At 43.2% G+C, this 16,084-nt stretch carries 17 protein-coding genes; 5 read left to right on the top strand and 12 right to left on the bottom strand.

What is annotated here, in order from left to right:
• Positions 1–51: 51 nt before the first annotated feature.
• Complete coding sequence (locus FMM05_RS17905) at positions 52–483, top strand: deoxycytidylate deaminase (RefSeq protein WP_143374795.1); 432 nt, start codon at positions 52–54, stop codon at positions 481–483.
• A 3-nt stretch (positions 484–486) separates the two neighbouring features.
• Positions 487–2,076, top strand: coding sequence for a S41 family peptidase (locus tag FMM05_RS17900; protein WP_143374794.1), 1,590 nt, complete (start codon positions 487–489; stop codon positions 2,074–2,076).
• 343 nt (positions 2,077–2,419) lie between these two features.
• Here FMM05_RS17900 and FMM05_RS17895 read toward each other — a convergent pair whose 3' ends face one another.
• Positions 2,420–3,139 carry a hypothetical protein gene (locus FMM05_RS17895; RefSeq protein WP_221932287.1) on the bottom strand — a complete coding sequence of 240 codons (720 nt, stop codon included), beginning with the start codon at positions 3,137–3,139 and terminating at the stop codon, positions 2,420–2,422.
• Between the two features lie 216 nt (positions 3,140–3,355).
• Positions 3,356–3,877: a hypothetical protein gene (locus FMM05_RS17890; RefSeq protein WP_143374793.1), complete on the bottom strand. Its 522-nt coding sequence runs from the start codon at positions 3,875–3,877 to the stop codon at positions 3,356–3,358.
• A gap of 206 nt (positions 3,878–4,083) precedes the next feature.
• On the opposite strand from FMM05_RS17890, the gene FMM05_RS17885 reads away from it, so the two are divergent.
• Positions 4,084–7,503 (top strand): hypothetical protein, encoded by a 3,420-nt coding sequence (locus FMM05_RS17885; RefSeq protein ID WP_143374853.1) that lies wholly within the window; start codon positions 4,084–4,086, stop codon positions 7,501–7,503.
• 231 nt (positions 7,504–7,734) lie between these two features.
• Here FMM05_RS17885 and FMM05_RS17880 read toward each other — a convergent pair whose 3' ends face one another.
• Positions 7,735–8,124 (bottom strand): hypothetical protein, encoded by a 390-nt coding sequence (locus FMM05_RS17880; protein WP_143374792.1) that lies wholly within the window; start codon positions 8,122–8,124, stop codon positions 7,735–7,737.
• Between the two features lie 302 nt (positions 8,125–8,426).
• Complete coding sequence (locus tag FMM05_RS17875) at positions 8,427–8,825, bottom strand: hypothetical protein (RefSeq protein WP_143374791.1); 399 nt, start codon at positions 8,823–8,825, stop codon at positions 8,427–8,429.
• A 24-nt stretch (positions 8,826–8,849) separates the two neighbouring features.
• Between FMM05_RS17875 and FMM05_RS21045 the strand changes: the two genes are divergently transcribed.
• On the top strand, positions 8,850–9,020 hold the full coding sequence (locus FMM05_RS21045) for a hypothetical protein (protein ID WP_185965626.1): 171 nt from the start codon (positions 8,850–8,852) through the stop codon (positions 9,018–9,020).
• A 273-nt stretch (positions 9,021–9,293) separates the two neighbouring features.
• On the opposite strand, the gene FMM05_RS17870 is transcribed toward FMM05_RS21045, so the two are convergent.
• The 8 genes from FMM05_RS17870 to FMM05_RS17835 form a co-directional block, all read right to left on the bottom strand.
• Complete coding sequence (locus FMM05_RS17870) at positions 9,294–9,953, bottom strand: HAD family hydrolase (protein ID WP_143374790.1); 660 nt, start codon at positions 9,951–9,953, stop codon at positions 9,294–9,296.
• A 317-nt stretch (positions 9,954–10,270) separates the two neighbouring features.
• Positions 10,271–11,947 (bottom strand): Ig-like domain-containing protein, encoded by a 1,677-nt coding sequence (locus tag FMM05_RS17865; RefSeq protein ID WP_143374789.1) that lies wholly within the window; start codon positions 11,945–11,947, stop codon positions 10,271–10,273.
• A gap of 11 nt (positions 11,948–11,958) precedes the next feature.
• Positions 11,959–12,474, bottom strand: coding sequence for an ankyrin repeat domain-containing protein (locus tag FMM05_RS17860; protein ID WP_143374788.1), 516 nt, complete (start codon positions 12,472–12,474; stop codon positions 11,959–11,961).
• Between the two features lie 3 nt (positions 12,475–12,477).
• Positions 12,478–13,029 carry a YceI family protein gene (locus tag FMM05_RS17855; protein ID WP_143374787.1) on the bottom strand — a complete coding sequence of 184 codons (552 nt, stop codon included), beginning with the start codon at positions 13,027–13,029 and terminating at the stop codon, positions 12,478–12,480.
• A gap of 12 nt (positions 13,030–13,041) precedes the next feature.
• Complete coding sequence (locus FMM05_RS17850) at positions 13,042–13,407, bottom strand: cytochrome c (RefSeq protein WP_143374786.1); 366 nt, start codon at positions 13,405–13,407, stop codon at positions 13,042–13,044.
• 11 nt (positions 13,408–13,418) lie between these two features.
• Positions 13,419–14,261, bottom strand: a complete 843-nt coding sequence (locus tag FMM05_RS17845) for a DUF5777 family beta-barrel protein (protein WP_143374785.1) — start codon at positions 14,259–14,261, stop codon at positions 13,419–13,421.
• A gap of 10 nt (positions 14,262–14,271) precedes the next feature.
• Positions 14,272–14,670 (bottom strand): OB-fold protein, encoded by a 399-nt coding sequence (locus FMM05_RS17840; protein ID WP_143374784.1) that lies wholly within the window; start codon positions 14,668–14,670, stop codon positions 14,272–14,274.
• 233 nt (positions 14,671–14,903) lie between these two features.
• Positions 14,904–15,392, bottom strand: coding sequence for a hypothetical protein (locus tag FMM05_RS17835; RefSeq protein ID WP_143374783.1), 489 nt, complete (start codon positions 15,390–15,392; stop codon positions 14,904–14,906).
• Between the two features lie 107 nt (positions 15,393–15,499).
• On the opposite strand from FMM05_RS17835, the gene FMM05_RS17830 reads away from it, so the two are divergent.
• Complete coding sequence (locus FMM05_RS17830; RefSeq protein ID WP_185965625.1) at positions 15,500–16,084, top strand: tetratricopeptide repeat protein; 585 nt, start codon at positions 15,500–15,502, stop codon at positions 16,082–16,084.

The following is a 16,084-nucleotide window of genomic DNA, read 5'->3' as shown; positions in this document are numbered from 1 at the left end:
TTTAACGCAGCAAATACGCCTGCTACCTTATCTTAGGCAGGCTTTACACACATGAAAGAGAAATTAAATAAATACGACAGGGCTTATTTACGCATTGCACGCGAGTGGGGACAGCTATCCTATTGCGAGCGCAAAAAAGTTGGCGCAATTATTGTAAAAGACAGGATGATAATATCCGACGGTTATAACGGGACACCATCGGGTTTTGAGAACAGCTGCGAAGATGCAAACAACCTTACCCTGTGGTATGTGCTGCATGCCGAAGCTAACGCCATATTAAAAGTTGCCCGTTCAACACAATCGTGCGAAGGCGCTACGCTGTACATTACCCTTTCGCCCTGTAAAGACTGCAGCAAGTTAATACACCAAAGCGGCATTAAAAGGGTGGTTTACCAAACGGAATACAAAGACAACTCAGGGCTTGAGTTTCTTAGAAAGGCCGGTGTACAGGTAGAGTGCGTTCCGGATCTGGACCAGATATAATACATGAAAATACAACGTTTATACATACCCATTATCGTGGCACTTGCCATGGCTGTTGGCCTGGTGCTTGGCAGCATACTTAACTTTCCCAACAACGGCAGCAGCATGGGCCTGGGCATGACATCCAGCTCTAATAAAAGCAAGCTTAACAAGCTTATGGATTTTATTGATAACGAGTATGTGGATGATGTAAATACCGACTCTATTGTAGACCTTACCGTTAACAGCATACTCGAAAAGCTGGACCCGCACTCGGTTTACATTAATAAAGAAGAGATGGAGCAGGTAGAGCAAAGCATGCGTGGCGACTTTGTGGGCATTGGCGTAAACTTTTATATGTATAAAGACTCGGTGGCGGTTATAAAACCGGTTCCCGGCGGGCCAAGCGATAAGGCAGGCATTAAGGCGGGCGACCGTATTTTATATGCCGATAACTACAAGCTGTTTGGCCGCAAGCTGCCTAACGATACGCTTTTTTCTAAACTTAAGGGCGAAGAGGGTTCTAAACTTACGCTTACCGTTTTTAGAAAAAGCACAAAAAAACAATTTAAGGTTAACCTAACCCGCGATGTTGTGCCTATTAAAAGTGTAGATGCCGCCGTTATGGCCAACACTACAACGGGCTACATTAAGGTAAACCGTTTTGCCGAAACTACCGGCGACGAATTTCACAAGGCATTATCCGACCTTAAAAAACAAGGCGCAACATCCATCATTATAGACCTTAGGGATAATGGCGGCGGCTACCTTGAAAAGGCCGTAGAAATTGCCGATGAGTTTTTAACCAAAGGCCAGCTTATTGTAAAAACCAAGAACAAAAAAGGCCGTGTTGATGAAACCAAAGCCAGTGGCGAGGGCATTTTTGAAACCGGCAAATTGTTTGTAATGATAAACGAGAACAGCGCTTCGGCCAGTGAGATATTAGCCGGTGCCATACAAGATAACGATAGGGGCACGATTGTGGGCCGCAGGTCATTTGGTAAGGGTCTTGTGCAGCGCGAAATGCCCTTAGGCGATGGCAGTGCTGTACGCCTTACCGTAGCGCGTTATTACACGCCGTCGGGCAGGTCTATCCAACGCAGCTATGCCAATGGCGGTGAGGAGTATTATAACGACTTCCAGAAGCGTTATGAAAGCGGCGAGCTGTATGCTGCCGACAGTATTAAAATAGCCGACACCCTTAAATTTAAAACCATAAAAGGCCGTACCGTTTACGGTGGTGGCGGTATTATGCCCGATGTGTTTGTTCCGCTTGAAGGCAAACACGGCGATGAGAGCCTGGCACAAATTATGCAAAGCGGCATTGTGAGCTATTTTGTTTTTGAACAGCTGGATAAAGACCGTATAGGCTTTGCGGGACTAAACGCCGTACAAATAACCGATAAGGTTATTACCGGCGATAAGTACTTTCATGCCTTTAATAAATATTTGCTGAGCAACGGCCTGGTATTTAAACTTGATAAATACAACGCCCGCGTTAAGCACTACCTTGCTGCCGAGTTTTGCAGGCAGCTTTTAAGCGAAAAGGCTTACTACGAAATGATCCTTAAAGAGGATAATATGGTAAAGGCTGTTTTAGCAGAGAAGAAGTAGGACAGTTTTTAGTCGCAGTTTGCAGGAGATTAGCGGTTACGATTTTTCCAAGAGCCGGTCATTGCGAGCGAAATGCAATGTAGCGCGGCAATCTCACTCGGGAAGCAGAGATGTGAGAAACCCTATGAAGATTCTTCGACTTCGTTGCACTGCGCTCAGAATGACACACAGTATTTTAATATCTGCTGTAGGATCGCTTCGTGCCTCGCGAAGACGTACCTGAAGAGCAGTACGCTATTCCATTTCGACCGGAATGCAGAGGAGTGGAGAAATCTTTAAATTTAGCTTTTAATGGACGTTTTTGAGATTTCTCCCTGCGGTCGAAATGGAAACCCAAAACAGCTTATCTATTACTAAACTCGCTATCCCAAATAGCAGTATTAAAGCTTTTGCCTTTCCAGAAGCAATAATAAAGTGCTACCCCACAAACCGATTTAAATGTAAACAGGAATGCAATGAGCAGGAACTGGTCGGTTTTATCGCCGGTAAATAATACCTCTGTGATGAATAGCGACAGGAGCAGGCTTACAACAGCCAGAGTGAATAACAGGCTGCCAAAGTCGCGCACCGGGCGCACCAGGAGCTTGCGGTAGGCACTCAGGTCGGTTCCCCATTTGTGTATCAGGTAAAAGTAATCGTTGCCTATGGGAGCAAACAGCAATGGGTCGTCGTAATTTTTAAGCTTGAAAGTTTTAGAGGGTGCCATAATTTTAAATCCGCCCAGTGTAGTACCGTGTTCTTTTTGCAGCGCATTAATTTTAGAGATAGCCTCTTCAGGTATTGGGTTTTTAAAATAATGGCTGTCTAAAAACCGCAGGCGGTAATCAATGCAGATAGCTCGTATTTGATCGACATTGAAAATACGGTCGGTTTCCAGAAAATCGAAAACAAAACGGTTTTCGGCGACAGCCCCTTCCCTGCCCAATTGCGCTTTAATAGCGGCGCGGTGGGTTTCACCTTCGGCTAAAATTTGTTGTATTTGCTGCATAAGCGCGCCCTCGCTTATACTTTTATTGCGCCTGTTAAGAAGTTGCCTTACTAAATCTGGTTTTTCCACTATCATATTCAAAAGGTTTTTTTTGAATTCAACAGCCTTAAAATTAAGCAAAAAGCGGATTGGTAGAAATGGGTAGGATGTTAAAGTTTAGTCGCAGAAGATTATCCTAAAATAATCATCCACTAATCTTAATTTTTAAGCACATTGTAAATCCCATTTATGTGAGATCGCCGCGCTCCGTTGCACTACGCTCGCGATGACAGTACAGAAAAACTGTAGTAGCTACTCAATCAGCCCCACAGTTTTAAGGTTTTCTTCTATAAGCGACTCCATTTCATCGCTCACACCTTTGCCGCACCATTTAAGCTCGCCATTGCGCAGCAGGCAGTACGGGTGAAAGTTTGGCGACAGCTCTTCTTCATCTCCCTCTTCGTTAACTGCAGAGCCTATCTGAACCTCAAAACCGGCAACGGAATAATCGGCCAGTTCGTTTAGCTTGCGCAATAAGGATTGATAACCCGTAATATCAATACCCGGGTAAAAACCAAACCATACTTCAAGGTAACCGTTATGATAGGTTATAGAAAAACTACAATCGTCATCGGTACCAATGTAAGCTGTAATGGTTTCTTCAAAATTACCTTCATCTACCAATGCATCATAAGTCTCCACACTTATTTCCTCGGTGTAATTTTTAGTAATGTAATCAATCGTAAAATCTGAAAACAGGCTTTTTACAGCCCTTTTTTCTTGTAATGGGATCATAAAATGAAAGCCCAACAGGCCATACTCTCTATTTTCCATAATATGATGTATTTAGTATATGTACGTGTGTATATACAAACGTATGAAAAATCTGAATATTAAATACTTGACTTTATCACTTTACAACAAAACGCGTATAATTATATAATAAATTTAGCAATTATATATTAAATGTCATTGCATTAACTTCTTAATTTTTAGGCTTAAATACACTACTTTTGCCATTTTTGAGTTATAAAGTAACGATGCTTAAATACGGTATTTTATGGGTGCTTTTATGTTGTGTTTCCGTGGTTTACGCACAGGAAACCCCTACGCCCTACAAAAATAAAAAAGCCGTTGCCGTGCAGGACACTATACGTATTGACAGCATAAGCCTTAACCCATCGTACTTTAAACTACAAGACATTGCGGGCAAAGAAGTTGATACAACTAATTATAAAGTAGATTTTACCAGCGGCACCCTTGTCTTTAAAAATGGCTTTACCTCCCAGGACAGCCTTACTGTTAGCTACCTGCCCTACCCACAGTACCTTACCAAAAAATATAGCATATATGATGCCAATCGTGTGGTTAGTAATGATGCAACCACCGGAAACCGTTATACCGTTACCCGAGATGCCCTTAATAGCTACAAACCTTTTGACGGTTTAACCACATCGGGCAGTATAACGCGCGGTATCACGGTGGGCAATAACCAGAACGCCGTGGTTAACTCTAACCTTGATTTACAGATAACCGGTAAACTGTCTGATAAAGTTAGCCTGCGTGCCTCTATACAGGACAGCAACATCCCTTTACAGGAAGGTGGCTACTCGCAAAAGCTGGATGAGTTTGACCAGATATTTATTGAGATGTTTAGCGACAGGTGGAACATACGGGCGGGCGACCTCTTTTTAGAGAACCGCCAATCGCGTTTTTTAAACTTCAACAAAAAAGTACAGGGGCTTAGCACTTCTTTTAATTTTGGTAAGGAAGGCAACAAGACCTCGATATTTGCAGCAGCGGCGCTGGTGCGCGGCCAGTATGCCCGAAGTACCTTTACCGGGCAGGAAGGCAACCAGGGGCCATACAAGCTTACCGGTAACAATGGCGAACTGTATGTCTTGGTAATATCGGGGTCGGAGCGCGTATATGTAAACGGGATATTGTTAGAGCGTGGCGAGAGCAACGATTATATTATTGATTACAATGCAGGCGAGATAATCTTTACGTCGCTTTTCCCTATAACATCCGAGATGCGTATTAACGTGGAGTACCAGTACACCCAACAGAATTTTACGCGTTTTGTTACCTACGGCGGTGTCACCCATGAGCGCGACAGCTGGAGCATAGGCGGGTATGTATATTCTGAAAGTGATATGAAAAATCAGCCGTTGCAGCAAAACCTGAGCGAAGAGCAGGTGGCTACCCTGCAACAGGCAGGCGACGATGTTACCCAAATGACGGCGCCAAGTGCGTATGTAGATACTTACAGTGAAAATAAGGTACTGTACCGCAAAACATTTGCAGGGGGCATTGAGGTTTTTGAATACAGTAACGATTCTTTAGAAACATTATACAACGTGCGCTTTAGCCTTGTGGGCAATAACCAGGGCAACTACATACTCTCTAACGGGGCGGCCATAAGCCGAATTTACGAATACATTACCCCCATAAGCGGCATCCCGCAGGGTAACTATGAGCCGGTTATCAGCCTTACGCCACCCAGCAAAATCCAGATCGCTACGGTGCTGGGTAAATTTAACCCCAGCGAAAAGACCCTGATAGATTTTGAGGCGGGCATCAGCAATAACGACCTCAACCTGTATTCGCCTATAGATGATGGCAACAACAACGGCCTTGCCGGTAAGCTTAACGCGCGGCAGCGCCTGTATACCAATGAGGTGTGGGAACTGGATGCCTTTGCCAACTACCAGTTTGTGCAAAAGGATTTCCGCACTATAGAGCGCCTTTTTAATATTGAGTTTAACCGCGACTGGAACCTTACCAACATTATTACTACCAATAATAACCAAAGCTACCTGGTGGCCGGTACTACCCTGCGCCTGCCCAAGAAAGGGCAACTGAATTACCAGGTGGAGCAACTCGACTTTAGTAGTGCCTTTAACGGTACACGCCATGTGGTAGATGCCCAGTTTAAGTTTGACAAGCTTGTAGTACAAAACCGCGGAAGCTGGCTTAAGAGCGATGGCTCATATTCGGAGTCGAAGTTTATACGTAACGAGGCTTTGGCAAAATACCACTTTGGCAAGAACTGGGTGGGCGGCAGCCTCAGGCTGGAGGATAACGAGGAAAAGCTTAAGGAAACCAACTTATTTTCGGCGCTAAGCCAGCGCTATACCGAATATGGCGCGTTTATAGGCCGTGGCGACAGCACTAAGGTTTTTGTGGAACTTGGCTACCTGCAACGCGCTAACGACAGCCTTGTGGACGGCCTGCTTAAAAAGGTAAACACCTCCCGCTCCTACTACCTTAAATCGCGACTGCTTAAAACCGATAAAAGCGACCTTACCCTCTTTGTAAACTACCGCCGGCTTAAGTTTACCGATCCGGCATTTAAGGATGAACCCAGCCTTAATTCGCGCCTTTTGTATAACGACCGCTATTGGGACCAGCTTGTGCAGGTTACCACGGCTTACGAAACGGCATCGGGCACCATAGCGCAGCAGGAGTTTACCTACCTTGAGGTAGAACCCGGCCAGGGTGTGTACCGCTGGAACGATTATAACAACAACGGCATACAGGAGCTGCAGGAGTTTGAGGTGGCCCCCTTCCCGGATCAGGCTATATACGTGCGGGTGTATTTGCCCAACCAGGTGTACATAGGCACGCACCAAAATAAATTCTCGCAGTCGGTTACCTTAAATCCGGGTCAGTGGCAAAACGGTACGGGCTTTAAAAAACTGCTGTCGTATTTTTACAACCAGAGTTCATATTTAATAGACCGTAAGATAGAGCGCAACGCCGGTAATTTTGACCTCAATCCGTTTTCTACCAGCGAGAACGAGCTGCTGGGGCTTAACTCCTCTTTTAGGAATAGCCTGTTTTACAACCGGGGCAAGCAAAACCATTCGGTTACCTACACTTACCTTAACAACCGGGTAAAGAGCCTGCTATCGGTAGGGAGCCAGGATGCCAAAACGCTGTCGCACCAGGGGCAGTATGCGCACTTAATACAAAAAACGTGGCTGCTGAGCTTTGCCGGGCAAACCACCGAAACATCAAGCGTTAGCGATACCTATGGCAGTAAAAACTACACCATAAACAGTTACCTGCTGGGCCCTAAGGTGTCGTACATTTTTTCGCGCAATGCCAGTTGGGATGTGTTTTACGAGTACCAGGACAAAAAGAACAAAATAGGCGAACTGGAAACCTTGTTACAGCAGCGCTTGGGTACGTCGTTCAGCTATGCGTCCGAGAAAAAGTTTACCGCCAGCGGCGAGTTCTCCCTTTATAAAAACGACTTTAAAGGTACCGAAACCACCGCTGCTGCCTACCAGATGCTTCAGGGGTTACAAAGTGGCCAAAACCTTACCTGGAGGCTGCTGCTGCAAAAAAACCTAACCCAGTTTTTAGACATCAACATAAACTACCAAGGCCGTAAAAGCGAAACCAGTAAGGCGATACACACGGGTAGCGTGCAGCTGAGAGCGTATTTTTAGGAGCAGATGTGAGTATTGAGATAATAGATTTGCTGAAGAAGATGTTATTCCATGACGAATAAAGCGTAGCGTGATAAAATAACAGTGACATTCTTCACGTACCGTCTTCGCGAGGTACGAAGCGATCTCATTATTTATGTATCATACGAGTGGGATCGCCGCGGTGGTGCCTCCCTCGCGATGACAGCACCTGAAAAATGGGATGTTATGAGCGCTGTACCACCCGCTGTATTATTCTTCCACAACTGCAACTTTCCAAACATCATCTGTAACCGTTAGGAAAATTCTTGTTGTGTGTACTGAATCATCCGGATACGTTATCTTTTCTTCAATAACATAAATATTATCTCTAAATCGCTGTAAATTATAAAATTCACACTTTAAATTACTAAAGTCAGGAAACCCATTTTCCTGTAGGGCTTTAATTAATAGTAGTTTCCCGAGCCTGGCTGTTTCATCGATAAGTTCAGCACTTATGTCGTCTTTAAAATTAGACTGCTCCAAAATCAATTTTGCTTCAGTTTTAAAATCCTTAGAGTTTAAAACATTTTCCAAATCTTTATCAGAATATGCTTTTTCTAAAGAAAGTATAGCATTTTCCGGAGTGTCATAATTATACATTTATATCAATTTAGTCATTATTGCTTAACGAAAAATCACAATCCTAATCGAGGTAATAACCATCAGGGATTTCCACGCTTCGCTGCGCTGCGGTCGAAATGGAACAACATAACATTCTTAACGTAAGTCTTCGCGAGGCACGAAGCGATCTCATAATTTAATCAGTACACGGCGGTGAGATTACTTCGTCAGTTCGGGCAAAGCCCTCGGGTGCCACAGTCGTTCCTCCTCGGCAATGAGAGCACCTGAAAAAATGGTATGTTATGAGTAACAGTAACGCAGGTAAAGGGTATTATTCCCGGTTAATCTAACTTAATAAATTCTAATTCTTTTAAGTTCATCTTCAAAATTTCTTCATCAAATTCCTTTTCATTTAAAGGCCCAATGATACGTTCTTCAGGGTAGATAGCCAAACTATCATTCAAAGTAGGCACTATGTAATAATCAAAATCCAAGTCATTATTTTCAATCGGAATTTGTTTTAAGAATATATACCTATCATTTTTGCAATATGCGACAGCTTTAGGCGGAACCAAACAAACATAGTCTCCACTTTCAACTTCATAAGCCAAACATTCATCTTCTGGTATATCTACAGCTACAATATGATATTTCCCAACAATTTTCTTGTCTTTAACAAAGCCGCATGATGTAATAGAGTTACATATACATACCAGTATTATTAATACTAAACCTCTCATTGTTAGTTTTAAATTTATGTATTTATGTTCACGCCAGCAAACGAGGCAGTCATTATAAGGGGGCATGACGAAGCGATCTTTTTATTATTAAAACAGGATGAGATTGCCACGCTCCGTTGCACTCCGCTCGCAATGACGGTGCCTGAAAAGAGGGGATGCTATATGCTGTACTATATCTTCAACATTACCCGATAGCGCGGATTTGCAATCCGTGCCGATAATCTTACAAGATTTCTACACTGCGGTCGAAATGGAATAACATAACATTCTTTACGAACAGTCTTCGCGAGGCACGAAGCGATCTGATAATTTAGTCAGTACACGGGTGAGATTGCCGCGCTCCGTTACACTCTGCTCGCAATGACGGTGCCTGAAACTTGCTGGCCGCATTATAAGCCGAAATAGGTATTACATCTACTACTTCTCTATAACGTAGCGCGCCGAAATCTTAAATCTCAATTCTTAAATCTAAAAGACCAGTCCGTTAAGCACAGCATCATTATAATCATCCACAACGCAAAGCACGTTATCGTTTGCCAGTTCTTCGGCGGTGTGGTAGGAGGCAATGCCTACGGCTTTCATACCGGCGCGGCGGGCTGCCTCGATGCCTTTTGGCGAATCTTCAAACACAACGCAATTGGCGGGGTCTACGCCCAGTTGCTGTGCAGCTTTAATAAACACTTCGGGGTCGGGTTTACTGGTAACCACATCTTCTGGGCCTACAATTACGGGAAAGTAGTTGCGCAGGCTAAGGTTATCCAGCACAAAATCAACATTATCTTTAATGGCGGCGGTGCCAATGGCCAGTTTAACGTTTGTGGCTTTAGCTTTTGCCAGGAAGGTATCTAAACCATCAATGAGTTTCAGTTCGGGTAAAAAGTCTTCGCGGTAGCGGCCCTCCTTGCGGTGGGTAAAGGCGGCAATTTCTTCTTTAGTGTATTTTCCGGGGCCAAAAACACGCTCAAACAACTCCTCGTTCTTGCCATACATGTGCAGTTTTACCTCCTCTTTGGTAAGCCCGGCGTTGAGTTCTTTAACCAGGATGTTAAACCATGCCAGCTCGTGGTAATGCATGTCGTTAATCATGGTTCCGTTCATATCAAAAATAAAGGCGGTGTATTGTGGCATGTTGAATGGTTTTAGATTAGTAAATATATTTTAATATTTTGAGACCGCAAAGTTACAACGGCTTTTTGCCGGTAGTACTGAAGCGGTATTTGCAGTAAATCCAACCTGGAGAAAATTCCAAATTTAGGCACCGAATTTTTCAATCTAAAATATTTCAATTTTAAATTTCCTGAATAAGCGAATCTCGAAGTCCAAAAGTGAAATATTAAGCCTTTTTACTTTTTTACGATATATCGTGAATATGTTAAAATTTGCACGTTTATAAAACAATAAAGGCTCCCAAATTGGGAGCCCCTGCTTATTGAATAGTTAGTAGTTTATTGCTTAACAACCCTTACAGTTGCCGTGCCGCCATCGGCAGCCGTAACTTTAAGAATGTAAGTACCTGCTGTTAACTGAGATACGTTTACCTGAACTGAGTTGTCAGTAGCCTTTTTAGATGCAACTTCCTGTCCAAGCATGTTGATTACCATTACATTAGATAATGCTGAAGCATGAGATACGGTAACCACATCAGACGATGGATTAGGGTACACCTTAAGTCCTTTAAGGCTAAACTTATCTGTACCAAGCAGTTGATTAACAACTACAGCCAGTTTTGCGCTTTCGCAACCGTTAGTATCCTGAGATACATAGTAGGTAGTATCATCTGTAAGTACTGTTGTTACAGGTACTTCGGTAAATACTGTTCCGCTAAGGGTGTACCAGGTAACGGTGGCGCCAGTGGCAGTAGTAACTTCAAGGTCGGCAATGGTTTCACCTGCGTTAAACTCCTGTGCAGCAGCACCGGTAGGTGTAGCAGAAGCCGCGTTAATAGTTACCGTTACCGGTGTAGTGGTGCTTTCGCACGTATTAACCGTTTGTGTAGCATAATAAGTGCCTGTTGTAAGTACTGTTGTACCAGCAAGTTGTGTGCCACCTGTAGCTACAGAGTACCATTTTATACCTGTACCTGTGGCTGTTAGGTTAGCCACGGTAGCTCCTGCACAAAATGTTTGTGCTGAGGCAGTTGGCGCAGCAGCTGTAGTTATGGTTACAGTAACCGGTGTTCTTGTACTTGTACAGGTGTTTAGTGTTTGGCCTACGTAATACGTTGTACCTGTTGTAAGTGCAGTTGTACCAGCAAGTGCCGAACCACCTGTAGCAGCTGCATACCAGCTAATTGTTGCACCTGTTTGGCCTGTAGCCGAAAGGTTAGCCACCGTAGCCGATGTACAGAAGTTTTGCTGTGCTGTAGCAGTTGGCTGGTTTACAGTTGTAACTGTTACAGTTACAGGCGTCCTGTCGCTTTCGCAGGCGCTAAGTGTTTGGGCTACATAGTAGGTAGTATTAGTTAGCGTAGTTGTTGATGCCAGTGCCGAGCCACCTGTAGCTGCTGTATACCAGTTAAATGTAGCGCCGGTTAAGCCTGTTGCAGTTAAGTTGGCAACGGTAGCGCCACTACAAAATGCCTGTGCCGCCGCTGTAGGGGCAGCCGGAGGGATACAGCTAAAGGTTTTATTTAGTGCGAAACCCCTGTTACTGCCGTGGTTAGCAATAGCAAAGGAGGCCGATGAACCCCTTGCCCATACAAAATCTATCTCGGTATTGGTGTATACAAAGTTGTAATCGCCGGTACCGCCGGTAAATGCACGGGTAGCAACAATAGTCCTTGTATTACCGCTTACTGTGTTAGAGCTTACTGTCCAGTTGTTTACGGCATCTATAGATGGTGTTGCACCTACTCCGTTTTGAGAGGCATCTACAAGGGTGGTGCCGTTGTAGTATACTAAGTCAGTTCCCGGTGCCATACCGCCTGTAAACGACCCAAATTGAAGGGCTATCCACCTATCCTGCGGGCCGGTAAGCGTTAACGTTGCCGTAGAGGTATCGTTATTTAAATCGAGTTTGGCTGTCATGCCTGTGGTAAGGCTAACAGACCCCGTTGTCTTGCTCTGTGCCTGGACGCCCAGTGCCGCCATTGACAACATTGCAATTAGTAGAATTCTTTTCATTTTGCTGGTTTTTATTTGAATAAATTGATAATTTCCTGGTTATTTAAAAATAAAGCATGATCGTAAGCCGATTTGCCATCTTTATCTTTTTGGTTCTTATCTGCCTTGTATTTAAGCAACAAGGCTATAAGTTCTTTGTTTTGAAACTGTACGGCATATACTAATGGCGTAACCCCCGATGGGTCGGCAATGTTAGGGTTGGCCTTGTTTTCTAACAGCACTTTTGCCAGTGGCACATCGCCCTTAACCGCCACCGATGCCAGTGCTGTACCGTTAGAACTGTTGTAGTTAATGTCTTTCACATTCTTGGCGAGGTATTCTGCTACGGGTGCGTTGCCCCTGTAACAGGCCAGTATAAGCGGCGAAAACCCAGCTGGGTTTAACGCATTTATAGTGTCTTTGTTCTTTTTAACCAGCAGTTGCATCTCTGCTACAGTGCCGCTACGGGCCGTATCAAAAACATCTTTGCCCTGAGCGTTGCACAATGTGCTGCTTATAAAAGCAATAAGTAAGAGGATCTTTTTCATAGTCTATGGTTTTACCAACTGAAAGCTATAGGTTACACTTATCTTATCGGCCACTTTTTTACTAACAACACTGGGGATCTCAATGGCAAAATCTCCCGGTTTAACCTCAAAAGCCCCAGTTATTGTAATAGTATTTCCTGATTTGGATACCTTAGCGGCATCTGATATTTTCTTGGTCTTGCCATGCAGCGTTAAATCGCCTGTAACAGTGTATGTCTTTGCATCAGCCGTTAGCTTAGAGACATCCAGCCCTTCCACCTTACCCTTAAAGGTGGCTTTAGGATATTTATCCGACTCTACATAGTTCTCGTTAAAGTGCTCCTCCATAAGGGCTACCTTAAAACGAAACCCTTTCATTAATGCCAGTGCAGCAAAATCGCCTGTTGTAGCATCCAGTGCGGCAGATGTAGTTTTGCTCTCTCCGGCAACTTCTTCAAAAGAAGGTACAGTGGCCTCAAACTTAATATTACCTGTTTTGGTACCGTACTTTTGAGCAAACATGCAGTTGTAGATCATTAAAATGATCACTACTATTATAAACCTTAAATTTTTCATAGCTTTTGAATTTTATTGTTCAGGAAGTCCGTCAGTATTCCACTGTAGTATTATATTAATATTGCCCTGTGGCATTCTGCCTGTTGTGGGCATTTGCCCCGGTTCGCCATTTTGGCGCTGTATACGGTCTAGTAATTGTGCATTTTGCACAGCATCTACCACACCCGCATAGGTTGTAAGGTCTCTAAAGGACGCCTGCCCGCCATCACTATGGCAACTCACGCAATTATTATCTATAATCGCTTTAACGTTAGCCTGATAGGTAGTAATGGCAATTGTATCTACCGGTGGCACATCGGCTTCAATCTCCGCATAAGTATTGCTATCACAACTATATAAAGCTAAGGCAGCCAGTGGTATGTATATATATTTCTTCATTTTTAGCACTTTTAAAAAACCCTGTATAAATTAAACCCGAAAAAGAAATCGCCATCGCCCCAGTCGCCCGCAGCATTAGTAATATAACCGCTCTCTGTCATGGCCTGCGAGTTAGTAAATATGAGCTGGAAAATATGCCCACCGGTCTCTACATCCAACCCTACCGATAATGGGTTCTTATAAAAATCAGGCTTATCAAAATTATGGCCGTACTCCAGGTTTAACGACAGCCTTTTGGTAAGCTTCATACGCCCACCTGCCGCAAGGGCAAACTGGTCGTCGTTCTCTATCGCAGGGTCGTATAGGTTTCTGTGTATAAAGGTTGGCGCAAGCTCCAGAGACAATTTATCAGAGAATTTCCTTGAGATAAGCAACTGGTTTACATAGGTAAGCCTGTCGGCGAATTCAATTTTAGGATAATCCTCTTTCTCTAAAAAGGTGTTGATATCTAACGTATTGTAACCTACAATATCTACAGGAAAATCGGCACTTTGCCTTGCCAGCCTGTATTTTACGCTGGTTTCGTACATTTTTAACAATGTATGCCTGGATGCACTAACCGAAAGCCAGTTGGTTATACCATACACGCCTCCTAATTTAGTGGTTGCACCATCAAGGCCAAAAAACTCATCAATACCGTTTTTAACGGTACCAAACCTGTGCGACACCACAAAATACCACTCTTTCGCAGCGGGTAGTTTGGTGCTTTGCAGCGTTACTATCTGCAGCCCCTTAAAGGTTGAGGTGGCATAACTGTCCTGCACCTGGGTAGAATCCAGCTCAGTGAGCAAATCGTCCTGGGCATAGGTAAATACGGAAAACAATAGGCCTGCAGCCAGTAAAAATTTCTTCATGCTTAAATAATTATTCTTTGGTGGTAATAGTACACTGGTCTAATTTTACTTCGCCAAAAAGCTCATCAAAACCTATGACCCTTCCTTTTATGGTTACATTTTTATTAATGCTGCCTGCATCGGGCTTTACATCAAAACCGCAAAACACTTGTGAATCTACGGTTAAAACCGAATCGGTTACCTGCGTTACCTTTCCAGTAATCTCTACCGTTTTATTAAGGTAAGCAGCATCGGCCTTTTGCTGGTTACCTGCATATTCGCTTATCAGTTTTGAAGCCGGTACTTTAAACGAAGCATCCTCACTGCTTATATTACGAACATCCTTATACAGGTATCCGTAGCTAAAAAATGCCCCTGCGGCTATCATTACTAATATGACAATCAATACTATGAAACCCTTTTTTTTCATGCTTTCCTGAATAAAAAATACTTACTGTATCTTAATTTTTAAACAAAAATATCAATTGTATACAGCCCTCAGCCCAAATATGGACAGATGTATTTTATGAATTAGGATTTGCACGGTTTCACCGAGAATTTGATTTTTGAGGGGTATCAGCTGTGATCTACTGTAATTTCAGGCAATACAAGGCAAAAAAAATACAGCCACGAGGGCTGTATGATATTTTAAAGTTGTATGGGTTAATTGAACATCGCTTTTTCTTTTTGCGAAAATGCACCCGATTGTAGTGCATACTGTTTTGTAAATGCCTTAAGATCGTCTGGCTGTTTGGCGTAGTTTTTTATAAGGAACTGCTTATCCTGCTTAATTTTAGATGTGTAACCGGTTATCCACGGCACATTATCCTGAATATTTAGGCGAATAAGGCGTGCCTCATAATTATCAGGCGCTTTTTTAATGGTAGCTTCCAACAAATCGGTACCACGGTTAAACAGGCGGGTTTTGGTTATAAGGCCACTTTCATACTTTGCCAGCAATACTATAGAGGCTGCTTTGTATGCCAGTAAGGTGCAATTGTTGTGGCTTTCATTTATGGTTTCAAAGCTTTTATGAAAGGCATCGGCATCTGCTTCAGAAACCGCTGCACTAATATAGTTTTGGCGGACTAATGACAATTCCGGCGAATTGAAGAAGGTAAAAACAATGATACAAAGCCCCAACAATTTCATGTTTTAAAGTATTTTAAGGTGTATAGCAACAAATTAAAGGTAATAAAGCCATAAACAATATAAATCTGACTAAATTTAACTTTTGTTGAACGCTAAATTATTTGAATTTGAAACCATTGGTACCCTACCTGCCTTTGCTTATACTACTGTTTTTACCGCTAACGATTGTTGCACAAACAAGGGTGGCAATATCTGAAGATTATAGAATTGCCCTTGAAAAACATAATGCTGCGGCTGATACCACTACTGCACAGTTTTATTACGAAAGAGGCGGCATACGTCAGGACCATTTAGATGATGAGGGTGCAATAGTTGATTACAACAAAGCGATACAATTAAAACCCAACAACCCAAAGGCGTACTATAATCGTGGGCTCGCAAAGCTAAACCTTAAGTTACTGAGTAATGCTATAACCGATTTTGATAAGGCCATTGAATTAGATCCTGAAAAAGCAGATACCTATAACAACCGTGGTATAGCAAAACATTTTCTTAAAAAATACCAGGCTGCAATTAAAGATTATGATGCTGCAATTTCAATTAACCCTACCCATGCCGAAGCGTACAACAACAGGGGTATAAGTAAGATAAAATCAGGCAACGTAAACGACGGCTGCGAAGACCTGCACAAAGCCTTTGAACTGGGAGATAAAGCCAGTAGCGCCAGTATCAAGAAATACTGTGAAGAATAA

Source organism: Flavobacterium zepuense, from assembly GCF_007097145.1.
Classification (GTDB): domain Bacteria; phylum Bacteroidota; class Bacteroidia; order Flavobacteriales; family Flavobacteriaceae; genus Flavobacterium; species Flavobacterium zepuense.
This window is presented reverse-complemented; position numbering and strand designations above follow the sequence as displayed.